14 protein-coding genes are annotated in these 17,676 nt (G+C 54.5%); 9 read left to right on the forward strand and 5 right to left on the reverse strand.

The annotated features are described in order from the left end of the window. Positions 1-142: 142 nt before the first annotated feature. Genes MHI24_RS07150 through rfbH form a run of 4 tightly spaced genes read right to left on the reverse strand, consistent with a single transcriptional unit; the run spans position 143 to position 4,434 of the window. Positions 143-1,240, reverse strand: a complete 1,098-nt coding sequence (locus tag MHI24_RS07150) for a glycosyltransferase (protein ID WP_340024908.1) — start codon at positions 1,238-1,240, stop codon at positions 143-145. After that, a complete protein-coding gene (rfbG, locus tag MHI24_RS07155) occupies positions 1,203-2,351 on the reverse strand; it encodes a CDP-glucose 4,6-dehydratase (protein WP_340024910.1) in 1,149 nt (382 codons plus the stop codon). Before rfbG ends, MHI24_RS07150 begins: the two co-directional genes overlap by 38 nt. Beyond that, positions 2,333-3,109, reverse strand: coding sequence for a glucose-1-phosphate cytidylyltransferase (gene rfbF, locus MHI24_RS07160; RefSeq protein ID WP_340024911.1), 777 nt, complete (start codon positions 3,107-3,109; stop codon positions 2,333-2,335). Before rfbF ends, rfbG begins: the two co-directional genes overlap by 19 nt. Continuing rightward, positions 3,106-4,434, reverse strand: coding sequence for a lipopolysaccharide biosynthesis protein RfbH (gene rfbH / locus MHI24_RS07165; RefSeq protein WP_340024912.1), 1,329 nt, complete (start codon positions 4,432-4,434; stop codon positions 3,106-3,108). Before rfbH ends, rfbF begins: the two co-directional genes overlap by 4 nt. Positions 4,435-4,634: 200 nt before the next feature. Here rfbH and MHI24_RS07170 point away from each other — a divergent pair, with 200 nt between their 5' ends. From MHI24_RS07170 to MHI24_RS07180, 3 genes are all read left to right on the forward strand, one after another. After that, positions 4,635-4,814, forward strand: a complete 180-nt coding sequence (locus MHI24_RS07170) for a hypothetical protein (RefSeq protein WP_340024913.1) — start codon at positions 4,635-4,637, stop codon at positions 4,812-4,814. Positions 4,815-5,072: 258 nt separating this feature from the next. Next, positions 5,073-8,051, forward strand: coding sequence for an ATP-binding protein (locus MHI24_RS07175; protein ID WP_340024914.1), 2,979 nt, complete (start codon positions 5,073-5,075; stop codon positions 8,049-8,051). Between the two features lie 43 nt (positions 8,052-8,094). Next, positions 8,095-9,234 (forward strand): response regulator, encoded by a 1,140-nt coding sequence (locus MHI24_RS07180; RefSeq protein ID WP_340024916.1) that lies wholly within the window; start codon positions 8,095-8,097, stop codon positions 9,232-9,234. Positions 9,235-9,308: 74 nt separating this feature from the next. Here the strand turns inward: MHI24_RS07180 and MHI24_RS07185 are convergent, their stop codons facing one another. After that, complete coding sequence (locus tag MHI24_RS07185; RefSeq protein ID WP_340024917.1) at positions 9,309-10,496, reverse strand: hypothetical protein; 1,188 nt, start codon at positions 10,494-10,496, stop codon at positions 9,309-9,311. Positions 10,497-10,946: 450 nt separating this feature from the next. On the opposite strand from MHI24_RS07185, the gene MHI24_RS07190 reads away from it, so the two are divergent. The 6 genes from MHI24_RS07190 to MHI24_RS07215 all read left to right on the forward strand — a co-directional run bounded on the left by MHI24_RS07190 (position 10,947) and on the right by MHI24_RS07215 (position 17,557). Further along, on the forward strand, positions 10,947-11,492 hold the full coding sequence (locus MHI24_RS07190; RefSeq protein WP_340024919.1) for a cupin domain-containing protein: 546 nt from the start codon (positions 10,947-10,949) through the stop codon (positions 11,490-11,492). 169 nt (positions 11,493-11,661) lie between these two features. Further along, positions 11,662-12,408: a LytTR family DNA-binding domain-containing protein gene (locus MHI24_RS07195; protein WP_340024921.1), complete on the forward strand. Its 747-nt coding sequence runs from the start codon at positions 11,662-11,664 to the stop codon at positions 12,406-12,408. Further along, on the forward strand, positions 12,405-13,694 hold the full coding sequence (locus tag MHI24_RS07200; RefSeq protein ID WP_340024922.1) for an ATP-binding protein: 1,290 nt from the start codon (positions 12,405-12,407) through the stop codon (positions 13,692-13,694). The genes MHI24_RS07195 and MHI24_RS07200 overlap by 4 nt, the downstream gene beginning before the upstream one ends. Before the next feature lie 105 nt (positions 13,695-13,799). Beyond that, positions 13,800-15,842: a serine hydrolase domain-containing protein gene (locus tag MHI24_RS07205; protein WP_340024923.1), complete on the forward strand. Its 2,043-nt coding sequence runs from the start codon at positions 13,800-13,802 to the stop codon at positions 15,840-15,842. A 277-nt stretch (positions 15,843-16,119) separates the two neighbouring features. Next, complete coding sequence (locus MHI24_RS07210) at positions 16,120-16,713, forward strand: DedA family protein (RefSeq protein WP_340024925.1); 594 nt, start codon at positions 16,120-16,122, stop codon at positions 16,711-16,713. Positions 16,714-16,744: 31 nt separating this feature from the next. Then, positions 16,745-17,557 (forward strand): undecaprenyl-diphosphate phosphatase, encoded by an 813-nt coding sequence (locus MHI24_RS07215; RefSeq protein ID WP_340024926.1) that lies wholly within the window; start codon positions 16,745-16,747, stop codon positions 17,555-17,557. The last annotated feature ends 119 nt before the right edge of the window (positions 17,558-17,676 follow it).

The following is a 17,676-nucleotide window of genomic DNA, read 5'->3' on the forward strand; positions in this document are numbered from 1 at the left end:
ACTTTAATGGTATTCATGTGCCCGCAAATAAATGTGTAAAAATACCTATTTTCCTGATTCGCTCCTCCAAAACAGCAAAAAGGCCCCATTCCGGAGAACGGGACCTGCCTGAACTACTACTCTTGAGGGCGATGTTTGCCCCTTAAGAAACCTTAAATAACTCACTGAAGGACTCGCCCAGCACATCCTTATAGTATTTCCGGTTATGAAGCATACTGGGATGCGTAGGATAATAGAATAGCGCCGTTTCATTGTGATAATTCGCCTTCAAGTACTGACCCAGGCGGTCATAGCATACACATAATTGCAGATGCGGCACCCAAGTGGTTGAGGTCATATCCTGCAGACCCAGGGTAGCGCGCTTCGGCAGTGAAATCGCCTGTTCAAACCAGTAAATAGCCCGCTGGTACTCGCCGTCCTGCAGGAATTCCTCACCCAGGCGGCAGCAGAATTCAGACCGGGGGATATCATAATTAAGAGTGCGGTAAAGTGCCTTCTTCTTCTCTTCCCTATTATTCAGATGTCCGTGGCATTCCGCCATCTTCAGGCAGGCCTGATAGTTATCCTCAACCCAGCCCTGGCCGGTCTGCAGGAACTTCTCGTAATATTCCAGCGCTTCTTCATAGATGGCATGGTCTCTAAGCTCGTTCGCGAAGTAATAGAGATCGCGCGGCGAGAAGTCCTCGCCCTTGGCCTGACGTCCGCGGTAGATACGCAGGTTACGGTCCGTATGAACCTTATCCTTCTTATGGGTAATACAGACATCACTGTCAAAGGTATATCCGGCAACCGCCAGATACTCATGCACCGGACCGATCCACTGGAAGCCGCAGTCCCGGCGGACCAGCCGGTTGCGCCGCAGGCTTGTGGTCACCTTGCCTTCGCTGTCGAAAGCCAGATTGTAAGGCATGGTCACAGACTGATACTGCGGCGACAGTGTCTCCTTCAGATTCTTGAAGCGCACCTGGTCGATCTCCTCAATCGTATCGTCTGCATCCAGCCAGAGAATATATTCCTTTGTCGCCTTGCTGAAGGCTTCATTCCGGGCCGCTGCGAAATCGTCAATCCATTCAAAATCATAGATCACTGCACCGTATCCGGCAGCGATTTCTTTGGTCCGGTCCGTAGAGCCTGTATCGACAATGACAATTTCATCGACAATATCCTTCACACAATCCAGGCAACGGCCCAGGCCGTTCTCTTCATTGCGTACAATCATGCATAGACTGATCGATATCATTATTGCCCTCCTGTAGGTTCTCTGTCATATATTCACGGATCTGCAGCTCACTGATCCGCCGCATGTCCTCCCCGGCTGCCAGTGCTTTGTGCCACTCTACCGTCTTCTGCAGCGCCTGCTCTACACTCCAGCGCGAGCGCCAGTCCAGCAGACGGCGGGCCTTGGTACTGTCAAGCTGCAGTTCCCCGGCTTCGTGCAGCCCGGAGGCCGCGGCTACTTTCACACCGGCCCCCTCGCCCCAAAGCGCCGCCAGCCGGACGGCAACCTTCTCCACACTGTGGACGCTCTGCTCCCCAGGGCCGAAGTTCCAGGCGGCAGCATACTCTGCCCCTCCCTCCACCAGCTTCTCCGCCAGCAGCAGGTAACCGCCCAGCGGCTCCAGCACATGCTGCCAGGGCCGTGTCGCCCCGGGGTTGCGCAGAAGTGGCCGACTGCCTGAGCCGAATGACCTTAGGCAATCGGGTACCAGCCGGTCAAGAGAATCATCGCCGCCTCCGATGACATTCCCTGCCCTGGCGGTCGCGACAGCTACGCCATGCTCGGCATAGCGCTCCGGATGGAAATAGCTGTTACGGTAAGCCTGCGTCACCAGTTCGGAACACGCCTTGCTGGAAGAATAGGGATCATAGCCGCCCAGCGGATCGGTCTCGCGGTAGCCCCAGATCCACTCCCGGTTGTCGTAGCATTTATCCGTCGTTACATTAACGACAGCTTTGACTGGAATGCCGGAATCAACGGCACTCGCGACCGCCTCCAGCAGATTCACCGTTCCCATTACATTCACCTCGAAGGTGTCAGCCGGGAACTGATAGGAGGTGCGGACCAGCGGCTGGGCAGCCAGATGGAATACGACCTCCGGTGCCGCTTCCCGCAGCGCCGCGTCCAGACGCTGCCGGTTCCTCACATCTCCCCAGACAGTGTTAACCCCCGGCCCGTCTCCGATTAGCGGAAACAGCTTGTGCTCATCCCGGTCCCAGGCGTAACCGCTCACGCTTGCGCCCAGCATCGTCAGCCAGCGGGTGAGCCAGCTTCCCTTGAAGCCGGTATGACCGGTCACGAACACACGCCGGCCTTTCCAGAATGCCGCCGCTGTCAGTTCGCGCTCATCCATGGGAGGCCTCCCTCTTGCCAGAGCTGCTCCAGATACCGCTTGTCGCGAAGCGTATCCATTGGCTGCCAGAAGCCGTGATGCTTGTAAGCCCTCAGCTCATCCCGGATGGCCAGCTCCCGGAGCGGCTCCTGCTCCCAGACGGTGCTGTCGCCCTCGATCAGAGAGAATACTTCAGGCTGGAGGACAAAGAAACCGCCATTCACCCAGCCTTCATCTCCCTTGGGCTTTTCTACGAAGCCAGTAACCTTGGCATCGTCTACTATATCCAGCGCACCGAAGCGGCCCGTTGGCTGAACCGCCGTCACGGTTGCCAGCTTCCCGTGGGAGCGGTGGAAGTCCAGCAACTGCTGTATGTTAATATCCGCAAGACCATCCCCATAGGTCAGCATGAACGGCTCATTCCCAATATATTTGTGGACTTGCCGGATTCTTCCGCCAGTCATCGCCTCCTTGCCTGTATCAGCCAGCGTTACCTTCCAATTCCGCTGCTGGCGGTTGTGGCGGGTCATTTGATTACCATTGCCAAAATCGAAGGACAAATCCGAGTTCTGCAAGTAGAAATCGGCGAAATATTTTTTAATGACATGGCCCAGATATCCCAGACAAATGACAAAATCATCGTAGCCGTAAGCGGCATAATTCTCCATAATATGCACCAGAATGGGCTTGTCGCCGATCTCAATCATCGGCTTGGGCTTCACATCGGTCTCCTCGCTGATGCGTGTACCGTATCCCCCGGCCAGAATAACTACCTTCACGTTCTCCCCCCCTTGCCTTCAAGCAGATTAAGCAGCACTTCTGCTGTATAGTCCAGCATCTCCGGCGTGAGCCCCGGATAGATTCCTACCCAGAAGGTATCGTTCATAATCCTGTCTGTCTGGGTCAGCGGTCCGGCCACCCGGTAAGACGCGCCGGAATAAGCCGGCTGCTTCAGCAGATTCCCGGCGAACAGGAGCCGGGTGCCGATGCGGGCCTCCTCCAGCTTGCGGACAATTTCATTGCGTGATAAGGGCGACTCTTCCCTCACGGTCAGCGGGAAACCGAACCAGCTCGGCTCACTGCGCGGCGTCGCTTCCGGGAGAATGAGCCATTCTTCTGCGGGCTTAAGCCGCTCCTTCAGATACTCGAAGTTGCGTTTACGGACAGCATGGAAGCCACCCAGCTTCTCCAGTTGGGCTACGCCAATGGCCGCCTGCATATCGGTCGCCTTCAGATTGTAGCCGATATGGCTGTAGGTATATTTGTGGTCGTAACCCGGCGGCAGCTCGCCCTTCGTCCAGTCATACCGCTTACCGCACGTATTGTCGGCCCCCGGCTGGCACCAGCAGTCCCGGCCCCAGTCACGGAAGGATTCGACAATCTTCTTGAGCCGGGCGCCGGAGGTGAGTACTGCACCGCCTTCACCCATGGTCATATGATGGGCCGGGAAGAAGCTGACGGTCGCCAGGTCCCCGAAGGAACCGGCCGGCTGTCCTTCATACAGTGACCCGACCGCATCGCAGGTATCCTCGATCAGCCATAGGCTGTTCCGGTCCGCGAAGGCCTTGACCGTGGCGAGATCAAATGGATTGCCCAGCGTATGTGCCAGCATCACCGCCCGGGTGCGGGGACTGAGCGCCGCATCCAGCTGCGCTGTATCTATATTGTAGGTGGGCAGCTCCACGTCCACGAAGACCGGGATTAGCCCATGCTGAATCAGCGGATTCACCGTAGTCGGGAACCCGGCGGCCACCGTAATGACCTCATCGCCCGGCCGCAGCCGGCGTTCGCCAAGCTGCGGCGAAGTCAGTGCCGCGACGGCAAGCAGGTTGGCGCTGGAGCCGGAATTGACCAGCAGCGTATGCTTTTTTCCCATGATCTGGGAGAATCGGCGCTCGAACTCGGCGGTATACCGGCCCGCCGTTAAATGGAAATCCAGGGAAGCATCAACCAGATTAATTAACTCCTCCCCGTCGAATACTTTGCCGCTGACCGGCACATAGTCCCTGCCCGCCACGAATGAGCGGCCCGGCCAACGGCTGCCATAGAATTGGCCCGTTAACTCCAGAATTTGCTCACGCAAGGATGAAGCTTCAGTAGGCAATGGTTCTCCCCCTTCGCTAGTGGTATCTTGTTTGATTTGTGGATTTATTGGACTCGGTACATCATCTATATGCAGTGCAGCGCAAAAATACGAACAAAAAATTAATGGAATAAATTTTCCAATTTTGTTCAGTTCTTGTCTATGAACTGTTTCTATAATGGGCTTGACTTGAAACGATACGCGCAGGGAGGGATACTAAAATGGGCAGACTGAGAGCCGTTAATGAAAGAAAATGCTCGCTTGAGAACTGCAATAGAAGACATTATGCCAAGGGGCTGTGCAAGCAGCATTACTGGCCTGCGTGGAAGGAAAGCCAGAAGAACGAAGCCGGCGCAGGCCGTGAGGATAACCATGCGGAGAAGCAGTTTCCGATTGTTTGATATTTTGTTAATATTTTTTAAAGAATTTTTTTGAACATCTAGCAGGTTATGCCTAACCGTTGTCGAACTCTTTACACTATGATGAATACAAACTCCAGATATTACTTCAAACACCTGACTTTAGTCCTGATATATATGTCTATTCTCTTAGGATTACAGGGAGTATGGCAGCATATTTTCGCATTTCCGCAACAGCCTGGTGCCGTTCAGGGCAGCCTTGATCTGCGTGGATGGAACTTTAAGAATACCCACTCCCTTGTGCTTGACGGTGAGTGGGCTTTCTATCCTAAACGGCTGGTGAGTGATAGCGATATCCGTTCAGGGACCGCTGGAACGCCGGAGATGATTCAAGTCCCCGGTAACTGGAAGAATTCCCTGTCCGGCTCCTCTCTGGGCTATGGCACGTTTGCCCTCCGTATTCTGGTCGACCAGCCGCTTGATGAACCCTATACCTTCTGGGCCCAGCAGATCCAGGCCTCTTCCCGGATCGAGGTTAATGGCCGCACCCTGCGGACCATGGGTCAGCCCGCTGCAAGTAAGGAGCTGTACCAGCCCAGGGCCGTCCCCTATAGCGTTCATTACCTCTTGCCTGAAGGGACTCAAGAGATGCTCGTTCTGGTTCAGGTTGCCAATTTCGATCATCAGGAGAAGGGCGGGATCTCCTATTCCATCCGTCTCGGCGCACAATCCTCCATTATTAAGGAGCGGTGGTATTCCTCTGCTTTTCAAATGGCAACTATTGTTATTCTCCTGCTTCATGCGCTGTACGTCTTCATACTATACCTGCTGGCCCAGAAGAACCGGCCCCTGCTGCTGTTTGCCCTGATGCTGGTTATGATCGCCATCTCTGTCGGCACCGATAATGATCTTCTGCTATATATTGTGCTGCCGCTTGACTACAGTTGGGGGATCAGGCTCAAGATGCTGTCCTACTTGTGGATGGTCTATTTCATGCTGCTGCTGACCTACAGATTCTATGGCACTCCCGCATCCGGACGCGGATTCAAGATTTATAGCTTACTCCTTACTGTGTACACTCTTTTCCTGTCTGTATTTCCTATACATATCGCCTTAACCCAAGCGACCTTATTCTTTAATCTGCTGTATATGCTCCCGCCCTGCTGGATGTTCGTTATCTTTGGCAGGATGATCTACCAGCGCAAAAAAGACGTGGCCTTCCTGACCTTCACCGCCTGCTGTCTGATCTCCGGCGTGGTCTGGGGTGCTACAGTGAATAATTATCACAAGAATCTCCCGTTCTATCCGATAGATATTCTGGCGGCGATTATCGGGTTCTCCGCCTACGGGCTGAAGCAATATATCCGGCGTTCCGAGGAGAACCAGCGGCTGAATGAACAGCTGGTACGGACAGACAGGCAGAAGGACCGCTTCCTGATCAATACCTCGCATGAGCTGAGAACCCCGCTGCACGGGATGATGAGCATCGCCGAATCCCAGTACGCTAAGCGGCGGGCTGCCTCTGCGGAAGAAGATTCCAGGGACCTGGAGCTGCTGCTGCGGATCGGACGCCAGATGTCACAGCTCCTGGATGATCTGCTCGACCTGACTCTGCTGCGGGAGAACCGGATGGTGCTTCATCCCGTCCCTCTGTCTATATCCAAAACCGCGTCCGGTGTGGCAGATATGCTGCGTCATCTGACAGAAGGGCGAAACCTGACACTTATTGTAAGCGTATCCGAAGCTCTGCCGCCCGTATGGGCCGATGAGAAGCGGCTGATCCAGATTCTGTTCAACCTTATACACAATGCCCTGAAATTCACGGAGTCGGGCAATGTATCGGTATCGGCCAAGGAGAGCGGCGGGGAGCTGCTGGTTAGTGTGATTGATACCGGAACCGGGATGTCTGAGGAAGACCTCGCCCGGATTCTGCTGCCCTATGAACAGGCAGGCGGACAAGACCGGGGCGGACTGGGCCTCGGCTTAAGCATCACCCGGCAGCTCGTGGAGCTGCACGGAGGCAGCTTAAGCGTGCAGTCCCGGCCCGGTGAGGGCTCCGTCTTCAGCTTCAATCTGCCGCTGGCAGCGGAGAGAGTAGCCCTCACAGCGCTGAGCGGCATGAACATTCTGGACAGTGCGGACCATCTGGACACGGCGAAGGCGACAGAACCGCCCTATTTTGCTGCCGCAAGTACAGGCCTCCCCTTCCGCAGCGTGGACACTGCCCCGTTCCCGGCCGGGGTACCGCTGCCTCTAACCGGCAGCGGGGAGCCTGAAGGGGATGTCCTCCATATTCTCGCCGTCGATGATGACCCCGTGAATCTGCGGGTGCTGGCCAGCATTCTGCATGAAGAGCAATACCGGCTGACCCCGGTACTCAGCGGGGAAGAGGCACTTAGGCGGCTGGAGGAGGGGTCGTGGGATCTGCTCATTGCAGATGTGATGATGCCTCATATGTCCGGGTACGAGCTGACCCGCAGAGTGAGGGAGCAGTATTCGATGTCGGAAATGCCGGTGCTGCTGCTGACGGCTCGGGCGATGCGTGAGGAGATCTATTACGGCTTCGAGCAGGGCGCCAATGATTATGTGACCAAGCCGGTTGACAGCCTGGAACTGAAGTACCGGGTAACCGGACTGGCCCGGCTGAAGCAGACCCTGCACCACAGTCTGCGTCTGGAGATGGCTTACCTGCAGGCCCAGATCCGTCCGCATTTTCTGTTCAATGCTCTGAATTCCATCTCCACACTCAGTGAAATTGATATCAGCCAGATGAAGGAGCTGATTGACGCCTTCTCCTCCTATCTGCGCGCAAGCTTCGACTTGATGAATACCGGCAAACTGGTTAATATACATCAGGAGCTCTTTCTGGTCAGAGCCTACTTGTATATCGAGAAGGTACGCTTCGGAGAACGGCTGGAGATCGTGTGGCAACTCGATTTCAGCGGGGTGCTGCTCATTCCTCCGCTCATCCTTCAGCCGCTGGTTGAGAATGCGGTGCGTCACGGATTGCTCAGCCAGGTTGCCGGAGGTACGCTTACAGTGCGAATTGAAGATCAGGGGGATCAGGTGCTATTTGAGGTGAAGGACAACGGCAAGGGCATGGAGCAGATTCAGATTGACCGCTTGCTGAAGAAGAATAAAGATATGTCTGCCGGAATCGGCCTGTGGAATACGAACCGGCGCCTGACTGAACGCTACGGGCAAGGCTTGTCCATTCAGAGCCGTCCCGGATATGGAACCACCGTCTCCTTTATTGTTCCCTTCCGGCGGGGGAAGTGAGCCTTCCCTCCACCGGTTATCCCCAGTTCAAGGAGGTGATACAGTGCTTCGGGTAGTACTGATTGATGATGAAAAACTTGCTCTGATCCAGCTGGAGTCTGCGCTCAGGGCGCTGGGATCGACGATTGTAACAGCCACCTATACCAATCCTATGCAAGCGCTGGACGAGGCCTCCGGCTGGAATGCGGATATTATTTTTCTCGATATTGATATGCCGGTCCTGAGCGGATTGGAGGCTGCGGCTGCTCTGGAAGCGCGCTGCCCCGGATCAGCCATTGTGTTCGTCACTGCCTATAACAAATTCGCCCTGGAGGCCTTCGAGGCCAGTGCCCAGGATTACCTGCTGAAGCCGGTGTCCAGGGAGCGGCTGCGTAAGACGATTCAGCGAATCCGGAACCGGAAGGCTTCTACTCAGAAGGAAGGTCAACAGGATGTGCTCATGATTCATGGCTTCAATTCCATCCAGTTCGAGCGCGGCGGACTTCCGATCCGCGATTTCCGCTGGCGGACCTCCAAGTCGCAGGAGTTATTCGCATATCTGCTCTATTATCACGACCGGATTGTCGTCAAGGACAAGCTGATCGAGCTGCTCTGGCCGGATACTTCATTCAAGCGGGCCTCCACCCATCTCTATACGGCCATCTACCAGCTCAGGCAGTCGCTCAAGCGGTCGGACATCGGCCTTACCATCAGCAATGCAAGCGTGGGTGAAGGCTATATGCTGGAGAGCGGAGACGCCAGAATTGATTTCGTTCTCTGGGAAGAGGGTATTCTCTCGCTGGAGCCGGTCGATGACCATAATGCGCCGCAGCACGAGGAGCTGTTCAAGCTCTATACCGGCGATTTCCTCGGTGATTACGATTATCTGTGGGCCGAGAGCGAGCGCCAGCGGCTGCGGAATCTCTCGCTGCAGCACGCCACAGAGCTGGCCGATTATTATTCGGCCAAGGACAATATCACCAAGGCGGTCAACACCTATCAGCGGATTGTGGAGCTTCATCCTTATCACGAGCCGGGTTATCTGGCGCTGATGGACTTTTACAACCGGCTGGGTGAATTAAGCTTCGTGCAGGAGCAATACGAGAAGCTCCGCAGTCTGCTGTGGCGGGACCTGAAGCTGAAGCCCTCCGCCAAGGTCGAGCGCTGGTATGCGAACTGGAAGCGGCTTAACACGAAATCATAATTGAAACCGGTTTCCTATAACAGCGCAGTAAATACGAAGAGGTATGCCATGGCGGCACACCTCTTCTATATTTTCTACTTATTCATGAACACAACCTCATACTCTGGAAAAGCCTCCGCCCATCCGGCAATGGTCTTCGGCAGCTTCCGGGTTCCCGGAACGTTGGTGTAGAAGCGGATCTTCGGCATCGCTTCCTCCTCCCACACCTCTTCATCCGGATCGATGGCGGCCGCCCAATAGCGGCCCTGCTTATCATACATAATGATCGCTTCGTAGAAGGAGAACAGCCCCCGAACGCCGCCATGCACGACCCTTGCCCCGAACCCGTCCAGATCCTTCGGCTCATCCAGCAGCTGCATGCTGTTCAGGAACAGCTCGTAGTCATAGTCATCGCCCACGACCTTGCGGAAGGCGTTGTCCTCCGCGGCTGTCTTGAATACCCCGGTATCCTTCAGCGTGTAGACCTTCTCCACCGGTTCTCTTGAGTACTCCCCGGTGTATGTGACACCGGCTCCGGCAGAATATACCGGTGCCGGGCTGGTGACATACAGCTTGCCGTTCAACAGATAGAAGAAGACCACCGAGCCGTCCTGCTCTCTATAGATGGCGATCCGTTTGCGGACGTATGCCGTCTCGTTGTCCAGCTCCCCGGAATGTGCACCATCGACAGCATTCATTGAAAAGCCCGTCTTATCGCTTCTAACGTTGATAAACTCGGCATACGCTCCCCTGAACGGGGATGGACTTATGAGATACCATTCCCCCTGCCAATCCGCAGCCGTTGGCACCTTGGCGGTGGCTGCTGCGGAAGCCGTCAATGCCTCCACCGGCAGCTGCTTGGTGCCGTCCGGGTTACTCCATACCCCAAAGAAGCCGGTGCCGGACAGCCACCAGCCCTCGAAATAGCCGGTCTCCTTGCCCTTTGCATCGTATTCGGTCATATAAGCCTGCTTGCCGCTGACGCTTCCTGCGAGCTTGATCGTCTTCTTGTATTTGTCGTAATAATAACTGCCCGTCAGCTTCCCGTTGCTATCCGCCTTGAGCGACATATGAATCGGCAGATTGCCATTGATCGCGCCCGCCAGCGGGACCAGCCCGTTCGCGGCCGGGCTCTGGGCGGCTGTAGTAGCAGCGGCAACCGTCGTCCCGGCTGTTGCAGTCTTCGCCTGTGCAGGAGCAGCCCCTGCCCCCGGCGGCACCAGAATGGCAGGCAGCAGCAGCGCGGCCGCCAGCAGGATGCTAATTTTACGGGTAATTCGCACAATAACCCCTCCCTCTCACAACCATCTATAACAGCTACGTTACACTGTATGCCATAAATTACCCTTTTACAAGCAGGTCAAGCGCAGGAAATAGCCCCGCTATATAAATTAATTGCACTTATAAAGTGACCAATCACAGGCGGAGGACAAGCTATACCCAAATGAAGGTGCAGGTAGTATTAAGGGGCAAGCTGTATGGATAGGCTTAACTGCACTCTGTACAACAAAATCGTCTAGTATGCCGCCAAACAACCTTCTAGCTGTAATTCGTACAACTAAACTACCATCAATACCTGGATTCTCACAATTCCGGCAAAAATAGTTGTACACACTACAGTTGGAGGAGGAGAACCCTTCTTTTCACTGTTTTTAATTGTACAGAGTACATTTATTGCTGCCAGCCTTAGGGTAATTCTATGTATACCAAAATTCGCTTAGGAGATGATCGTTATGCCGATATCAAAGCCTGCTGGCCAACCACAACCCACTTCCCCCATTACGTTCACGTTCCAGCCGGACGGGCTGCTGCCGAATAACCCGGAGCTTCCGGCCCTGCTGTATAAGGGCGTTCTCAACGAACACCCGGAAGCTACAGAACAGATCTTCAACAACAACGGCTGGCTGAACAGTTGGGTAAATGGCGTCTTCCCCTATCACCACTACCACAGCAATGCGCATGAGGTGCTGGGGGTCGTCTCCGGCAGCGCCAGTCTCCAGCTTGGTGGAGACGCCGGACGCACCGTTCGGGTAAGCGCCGGGGATGTCGTGGTGCTGCCTGCCGGCACGGCGCATAAGAAGCTTACGGCTTCGCCGGACTTCCGCATTGCAGGTGCCTATCCCGGCGGCATGGATTATAACACGCGCCAGGCTATCCGGGACGACTTCGCAGCAGCGCTGCCCGAGATCCGCGAGGTTCCGCTGCCGGAGCAAGATCCCGTCTTCGGCAAGGACGGCCCGCTGCTGAATCTGTGGAAGCCGAAGCAGAAGGACGAATGAGCGGCTGAACCCCATCCATCTTCCGCCCCGGCCATACTCTGCATTTCAGGGATCAGATCATGCCTTTGACGCCCTAAGCTGCTATCCCCTGTGAATCATGCTGTATACTGAAGTGTACAACATTAACCGTTCACTATATCTCATTGCACCGAAGCCAAGGAGGTCCGGGATGTACAGAGTAGCCATATGCGATGATGAAGCCACAACAAGGGAACAAGTCAAGGGGCTTCTGCTGGCCTTGTCCATGAAGACTAATATTGAATTCGAGATCGAATTATTTACATCAGGGGAGCAGTTCTTAGCTCACTATGAGCAGGGCGAGTCCCCCTTTCATATCCTGATCCTGGATGTGGAGATGGGCGGCATGAACGGGATTCAGGCAGCCCGGCGGCTGCGGAGTCTGAAGCATCTGGATGAGCAAATTATTTTCCTGACCAGTTACCCTCAGTATATGGTGGAGAGCTTCGACGTCATTACCTTCCAGTACCTGATCAAGCCGCTGGCTCCTGGCCTGCTGGAGGAGAAGATTCTCAGGCTGTGCGACTACTTCCAGGCGCAGGATAAGAAGTTTCTGGTCATCAAGTCCGGTTACGAGGAGGTCGTGCTGAAGCATGATGACATTATCGGAATCGAGGCCGCCAAGAGTCTGACCGTCAAAAGCAAGCTGAACGTGATCACCCCCGCCGCCACCTATGAAACCAAAGGGCTGATTGCCGAATATGCTGCTGCACTGCGGGAGAACCATTTTCTGCAAATTCACCGTTCGATTATTATCAATCTGCTGCATGTGAAGAAGTTCTCCAGCGGGTCCGTGCAGATGACAGGCGGTCAGGAATTCCCCATCGGGCGCTCCAGGATCAAAGAGGTCAAGGATTTCTACACCAAATTCATGATCATGAAGGAACATTCCCTATGATGCTCTACAACCTGCCCATTGTGCTCTGCGTGCTGCTGGTGATGGCTTTTCAGACCAACTTCTACTTTGGCTCCGTATTTGACAAATCGGCCAGGAAGCCTAACCGGAGCATCTATTTCCTGATCTACGGAGGGCTGTGCTGTGTCTACCTGTTCGCCCCGCTGTCACCGCTGTTATCCTCCGGTACAGCCTTGCTAATGATCTTCAGTATGGCGCAATCCTATCGGGTGGAGATAAAGACCCAGGTGATTTTTTCGATACTGTACGCGGTGCTGATGACGGTCGTCAGCTTTATTTCGCTGTATATTTTCTCCATGATCGATTCCGTTGACTACACCAGCATGGACACGGGTATGGGGGTGGACCGGCCGGCCTTCATCAAGGGGCTGATTCTGAGCTGCATCATTATGTTCCCGGTCATTCAGATCATCCGCCTGATCTCCAAGCGCCGAAGCGTCTCTCTGCCTTACCGGTACTATGTGATGTTACTGCTTGTCCCGCTGATCAGCACGTACCAGATCAATGTCCTGGCCACAGACACCAAGAAGGATATCTATTATTTCATTGCGATTCTCGGCTTCCTGTTCCTGAATGTGATGATCGTCTATGTCTTCGATACGATAACGGACAAGTTCCAGTTCATGCACGAGAATGCGCAATTGCAGGACCAGATGAATTACCAGGACGCCAACTATGAGAAAACCGTACACAGCTTCAAATCAATCAAACGGATCATTCACGACACGCACCAGCAGTTCCTCTACATCGAAGAGTGTATCCGGCGGAATGACTCCGCTGCGGCTCTGGAGCATATCAAGCTCACTCTGAATAAAGTGGAGGACGCCTACCAGCGGGTCAACACCGGCCATCTGGCAGTGGATGCGCTGATTACCAACACGCTGAATATCGGACAGGCCAACGGTATCCGCATCGATACCCGGCTTAATCTCCAGTCCAGTGAGCTTCACATCGACCGTTATGACTTATGCGTTGTGCTGGGGAACATGCTGGATAATGCCATTGAGGCCTCCAAAAAAATAAAGCTCGCCGAAGACCGCTACATCCTGATCCAGATGCATACGAGCGATTCCGCGTTGTTCATCCGGGTGCTTAACCATACTGCTCAGGAGGCCGCCTCCCTGCATACCCGCAAGCCTCAGCCGGAATACCACGGCATTGGCCTGACCAATATCTCCAGAATCTGCGAGAAGTACGGCGGGAATATGACCACCGAGGCCCAGCATAATGCCTTTAATAACATGGTGATGCTGCCTTTTGACGTTTAGGGATCGTTATTGGACGTTTCAGGGTCATTCCGCTCTATCCTCTTCCTCCCGCCTGTATGATGGATTCAGTTAGTAAGCCATTACAGGAACAGGAGGAGACAGACAATGAACAAGTTAGCTTCAGTAGTATTAGCCGCTGTATTATTGATTCCCGCAGCGCAGGCCAAGGCCCAGGAGAAGGAGTCGGCAGCGCAGGCCAAGGCGCAGGAGCTGGGCCAGAAGATCTTATCCGATTACGGAGTGAGCGGACTCCAGTATGCCATCCGGGACCAGGGCAAGATTACCCTGTCCGGCGGCTTCGGCGTATCCGACAAGGCAGCCGGGGCACCGGTCACGCAGGATACGATGTTCGGCATCGGCTCCATCAGCAAAATGCATGTCTCCGCAGCAACCATGATGCTGGCGGAGGATAAGATCATTGACATCGACAAGCCGCTGACTACGTATCTGCCGCAGTTCAAGATGGCCGATGAGCGTTACAAGCAGATAACCCCGCGCATGTTAATGAATCATTCCTCGGGCCTGTACGGCAGCCACTACGGAAACAGCATTCTGCTGGACGATAACGATACCCGGAATCATGACGAGCTGCTGGACCGGCTGCAATCTGAACGCCTGAAGTCTGATCCGGGCGAATACTCCGTCTATTGCAACGACGGCTTCCAGCTGCTGGAGCTGATGATTGAGCAGGTCACCGGCAGCAGCTATACGGAATTCCTGGACCAGCACATGAGCGGCCCGCTTCAGTTAAGCTCCACCAAGACGCCGCAGAACACTTTTGACCGGCAAAAGCTTGCCAAGACTTACTTCCCTGGAATTACGCCAGCATTGCCTGCCGAGAACGCCAACATTCTGGGAGCAGGCGGCCTCTATTCCACGGCCGAGGATCTGACCACCTTCGCAGAGATGCTGAACGGGAAGCACCCCGACGTTCTGTCCGCAGCCTCCGCCGAAGCGATGCAGCAGCCGGAATACCGCAGAGGGCTCTGGGTTCCTGAGGAGACCAACACCTTCAATTACGGCCTGGGCTGGGATGCAGTCAGTCTCGCACCGTTCAGCGACTACGGCATCAAGGCCTTGTCCAAAGGCGGGGACACCATTATGTATCACACCGCACTGGTGACCCTGCCGGAATCGGATATCTCCATCGCGGTGCTCTCGTCAGGCGGAAGCTCGATCTATAACAGCATCTTCGCCTCGAATGTGCTGCTGGCGTACCTGAAGGACACCGGGCGGATTGACACCATCCGGCCGGAAGCAACGTTTGAGCCGCCGGTGAAGGCTGCTATGCCTGCCGAGCTCCAGTCCTATTCAGGATTATACGGAACTGTCGGCTCCACAACAGAGGTCACGCTGAAGAACGGAGAGCTGAGCCTGCCGGAGCTGGAAGGCGGGCTCGTTCCTGCACAAAAGTATATTTACACCGGCAAAGGGCAGTTCAAGAGCCCGGACGGCAGCGCCATCGTCAGCTTTGATCAACTGAAGAACGGCAAGACGTATCTGAAGCTGAACGTCCATCTGCAGCTCCCCGGCCTCGGCCAGATGCTGATGGTCACCTACGAATACCAGAAGCTGGACGCTAACCCGCTGGATGCGGCGGTGAAGCAGGCCTGGACGAAGCGGGACGGCAAGAGCTACTACGCCCTGGATGAGAAAATCAATTCGTCCTTCTACCTCTCCCCTTCCATCCTGACAAAGACCATTGCGGTGGATCAAGGGTATGCTTCCGGGACGCGGATTGTGGATCAGAACAGCGCCGTCAATGCAGCTGAGATTCCCGTAATGAACGGCAGAGACGCCTTCGATCTGACATTCTCCACGCAGAACGGTGCGGAGTTTTTAACGATTGACGGGAATGATTATATCAGCGGCGATGCGGTGAAGCCGGTCTACGGAGGCCATGCATCGGTCACCACCATCCCGGCCAGCGGCCACAGCGTAGTATGGTACAAGATTGGTAAGACAGCGGCTGGCCGCACCATGAAGGTATCCGCTCCAGCCAGCGGGGGATTTGCGGTCTACGATGATGCTGGTACACTCGTAAATTACTCGATCGTCAGTAAAGACCCATCCACCATTTTGCCGCAAGACGGGATGATTGTTTTCGGCGGGCAGGCGGGCGATGTCTTCAAGATTGAGTTGAAATAACGCTTTCAATATTTCATAGAAATTTTCTACCATTCTCTGAAACTTGCTTCCGGGTATACAGATATGTTTTAATATTAACGACTTGAATATTACTCTTATCCAGAGTTCGGCGGAGGGCATAAGCCCGATGAAGCCGCTGTGACCGGAATGCGGACAGCATATCAGGCACAGCACTAGAGGCATCCGGGATGCCTTGTACAGATGAGAGGGTGCTGACAGTTGATGAGACTGCCCCCTTTAATTAGGGGGCTTTTTGTTTGAGAAGGGAGAGAAGCGCATGACAGAGTGGATTACGGAGTTCATACTTTTCTTTAAGGATTTGTCGTATGCCGGGATTATGATCGCCTTATCGTTTGAATTTGTGCCTGCCGAGATCGTGCTTCCACTCGCCGGGTATTGGGTGTATCTCGGGGACATGAAGCTGATTCTGACGATTCTTGCCGGTACGGTTGGCGGCACCCTCGGTCCGCTGACGCTGTATGCCCTGGGCCGGTTCGGCGGCAGACCGATGGTGGACAAATACGGGAAGTACCTGTTCATCCGCTCGCATCATCTGGAAGCGTCTGACCGTTTTTTTGAGAAATACGGCAGCGGGGTGGCCTTCTACGGGCGCTTCATCCCTGGCGTTAGAACCCTGATCTCCATCCCCTGCGGGATCGCCAAAATGAATGTGTTCAAATTCAGTCTCTACACGTTCCTGGCCATGCTGCCGATTACTGCTATCTACGTCTACCTGGGCTACAAGTTAGGCTCGCAGTGGGAGCATGTGGACGAGATCGTCAAGCCTTACATTCTACCGGCAGCTACCATTTTCCTGGTAGGCTTCGGACTGTACGTCCTGTCCAAGCGGTACCGGAGACGGCAGGCTTAATTACATTGTTGTTCAACCTTAGGAGGAAATTATGGAATCTGTTTTCGATTGGCTGAAATACCTGCTGCTAGGCCTGGTACAGGGGGTGACGGAACCGATCCCCGTCTCCTCCAGCGGGCACTTGATCATTGCCCAACGGCTGCTCGGCATGAAGCAGAATGGACTCTCTTTTGAAATTTTAACGAATACGGCCTCATTGATCGCGATCTGCTTCATTTTCCGCAAAGATATCAAGGACTTGATCACAGGGTTCTTCCGCTACCTGCAGACTCGTGATGCCAAGTACCGGTCAGAGTTCATGTTCTGCATCTACATCATTATTGGCACGATCCCCGCAGCCGTTGCTGCCGTATTCTTCAAGGATACGATTGAACGTGTCTTCACCTCCGTACATACCGTTTCGATCAGCTTGCTGGTGACCGGGGTTGCCCTGTGGCTGATTCGCAATCTGCGCGGCCAAAAAAGAGACGGCAATCTCAAAGTGAAGGATGCCATCATCGTAGGACTGGCCCAGGCAGTCGCCCTGATTCCCGGCATCAGCCGTTCTGGTTCAACGGTCATTGCCTCGATTGCGGTGGGCATGAAGCAGGAGACCGCTCTGAAGTTCTCCTTCATGCTGTACATTCCCATCAGTATCGGCGGCCTGATCCTCGGCGCATCCGATATCGCCCATGATCCAAACCGTGCAGCGCTGGCGGTGCCCTACCTGATCGCCTTCCTCACCACCCTCGTCGCCACATACTTCGCCATGCGCTGGTTCATCGGCATTATGGCGAAGGGGAATTTGATTTACTTTTCGTACTATTGCTTCGTGGTGGGCACGCTGCTGTTGATTTTCTTGTAGCAGGGAATCCTTAGCCTAATTGGATAAACGTATCTTAATTCTGCGATTAATGCAGGATCAACGGAAGCAAGTGGAAAAACAACAACTAAATCAGCCCGTCCCCACCAATTTGGCTGAAT

It is taken from the genome of Paenibacillus sp. FSL K6-1096 (genome assembly GCF_037977055.1).
Lineage (GTDB): Bacteria > Bacillota > Bacilli > Paenibacillales > Paenibacillaceae > Paenibacillus_AQ.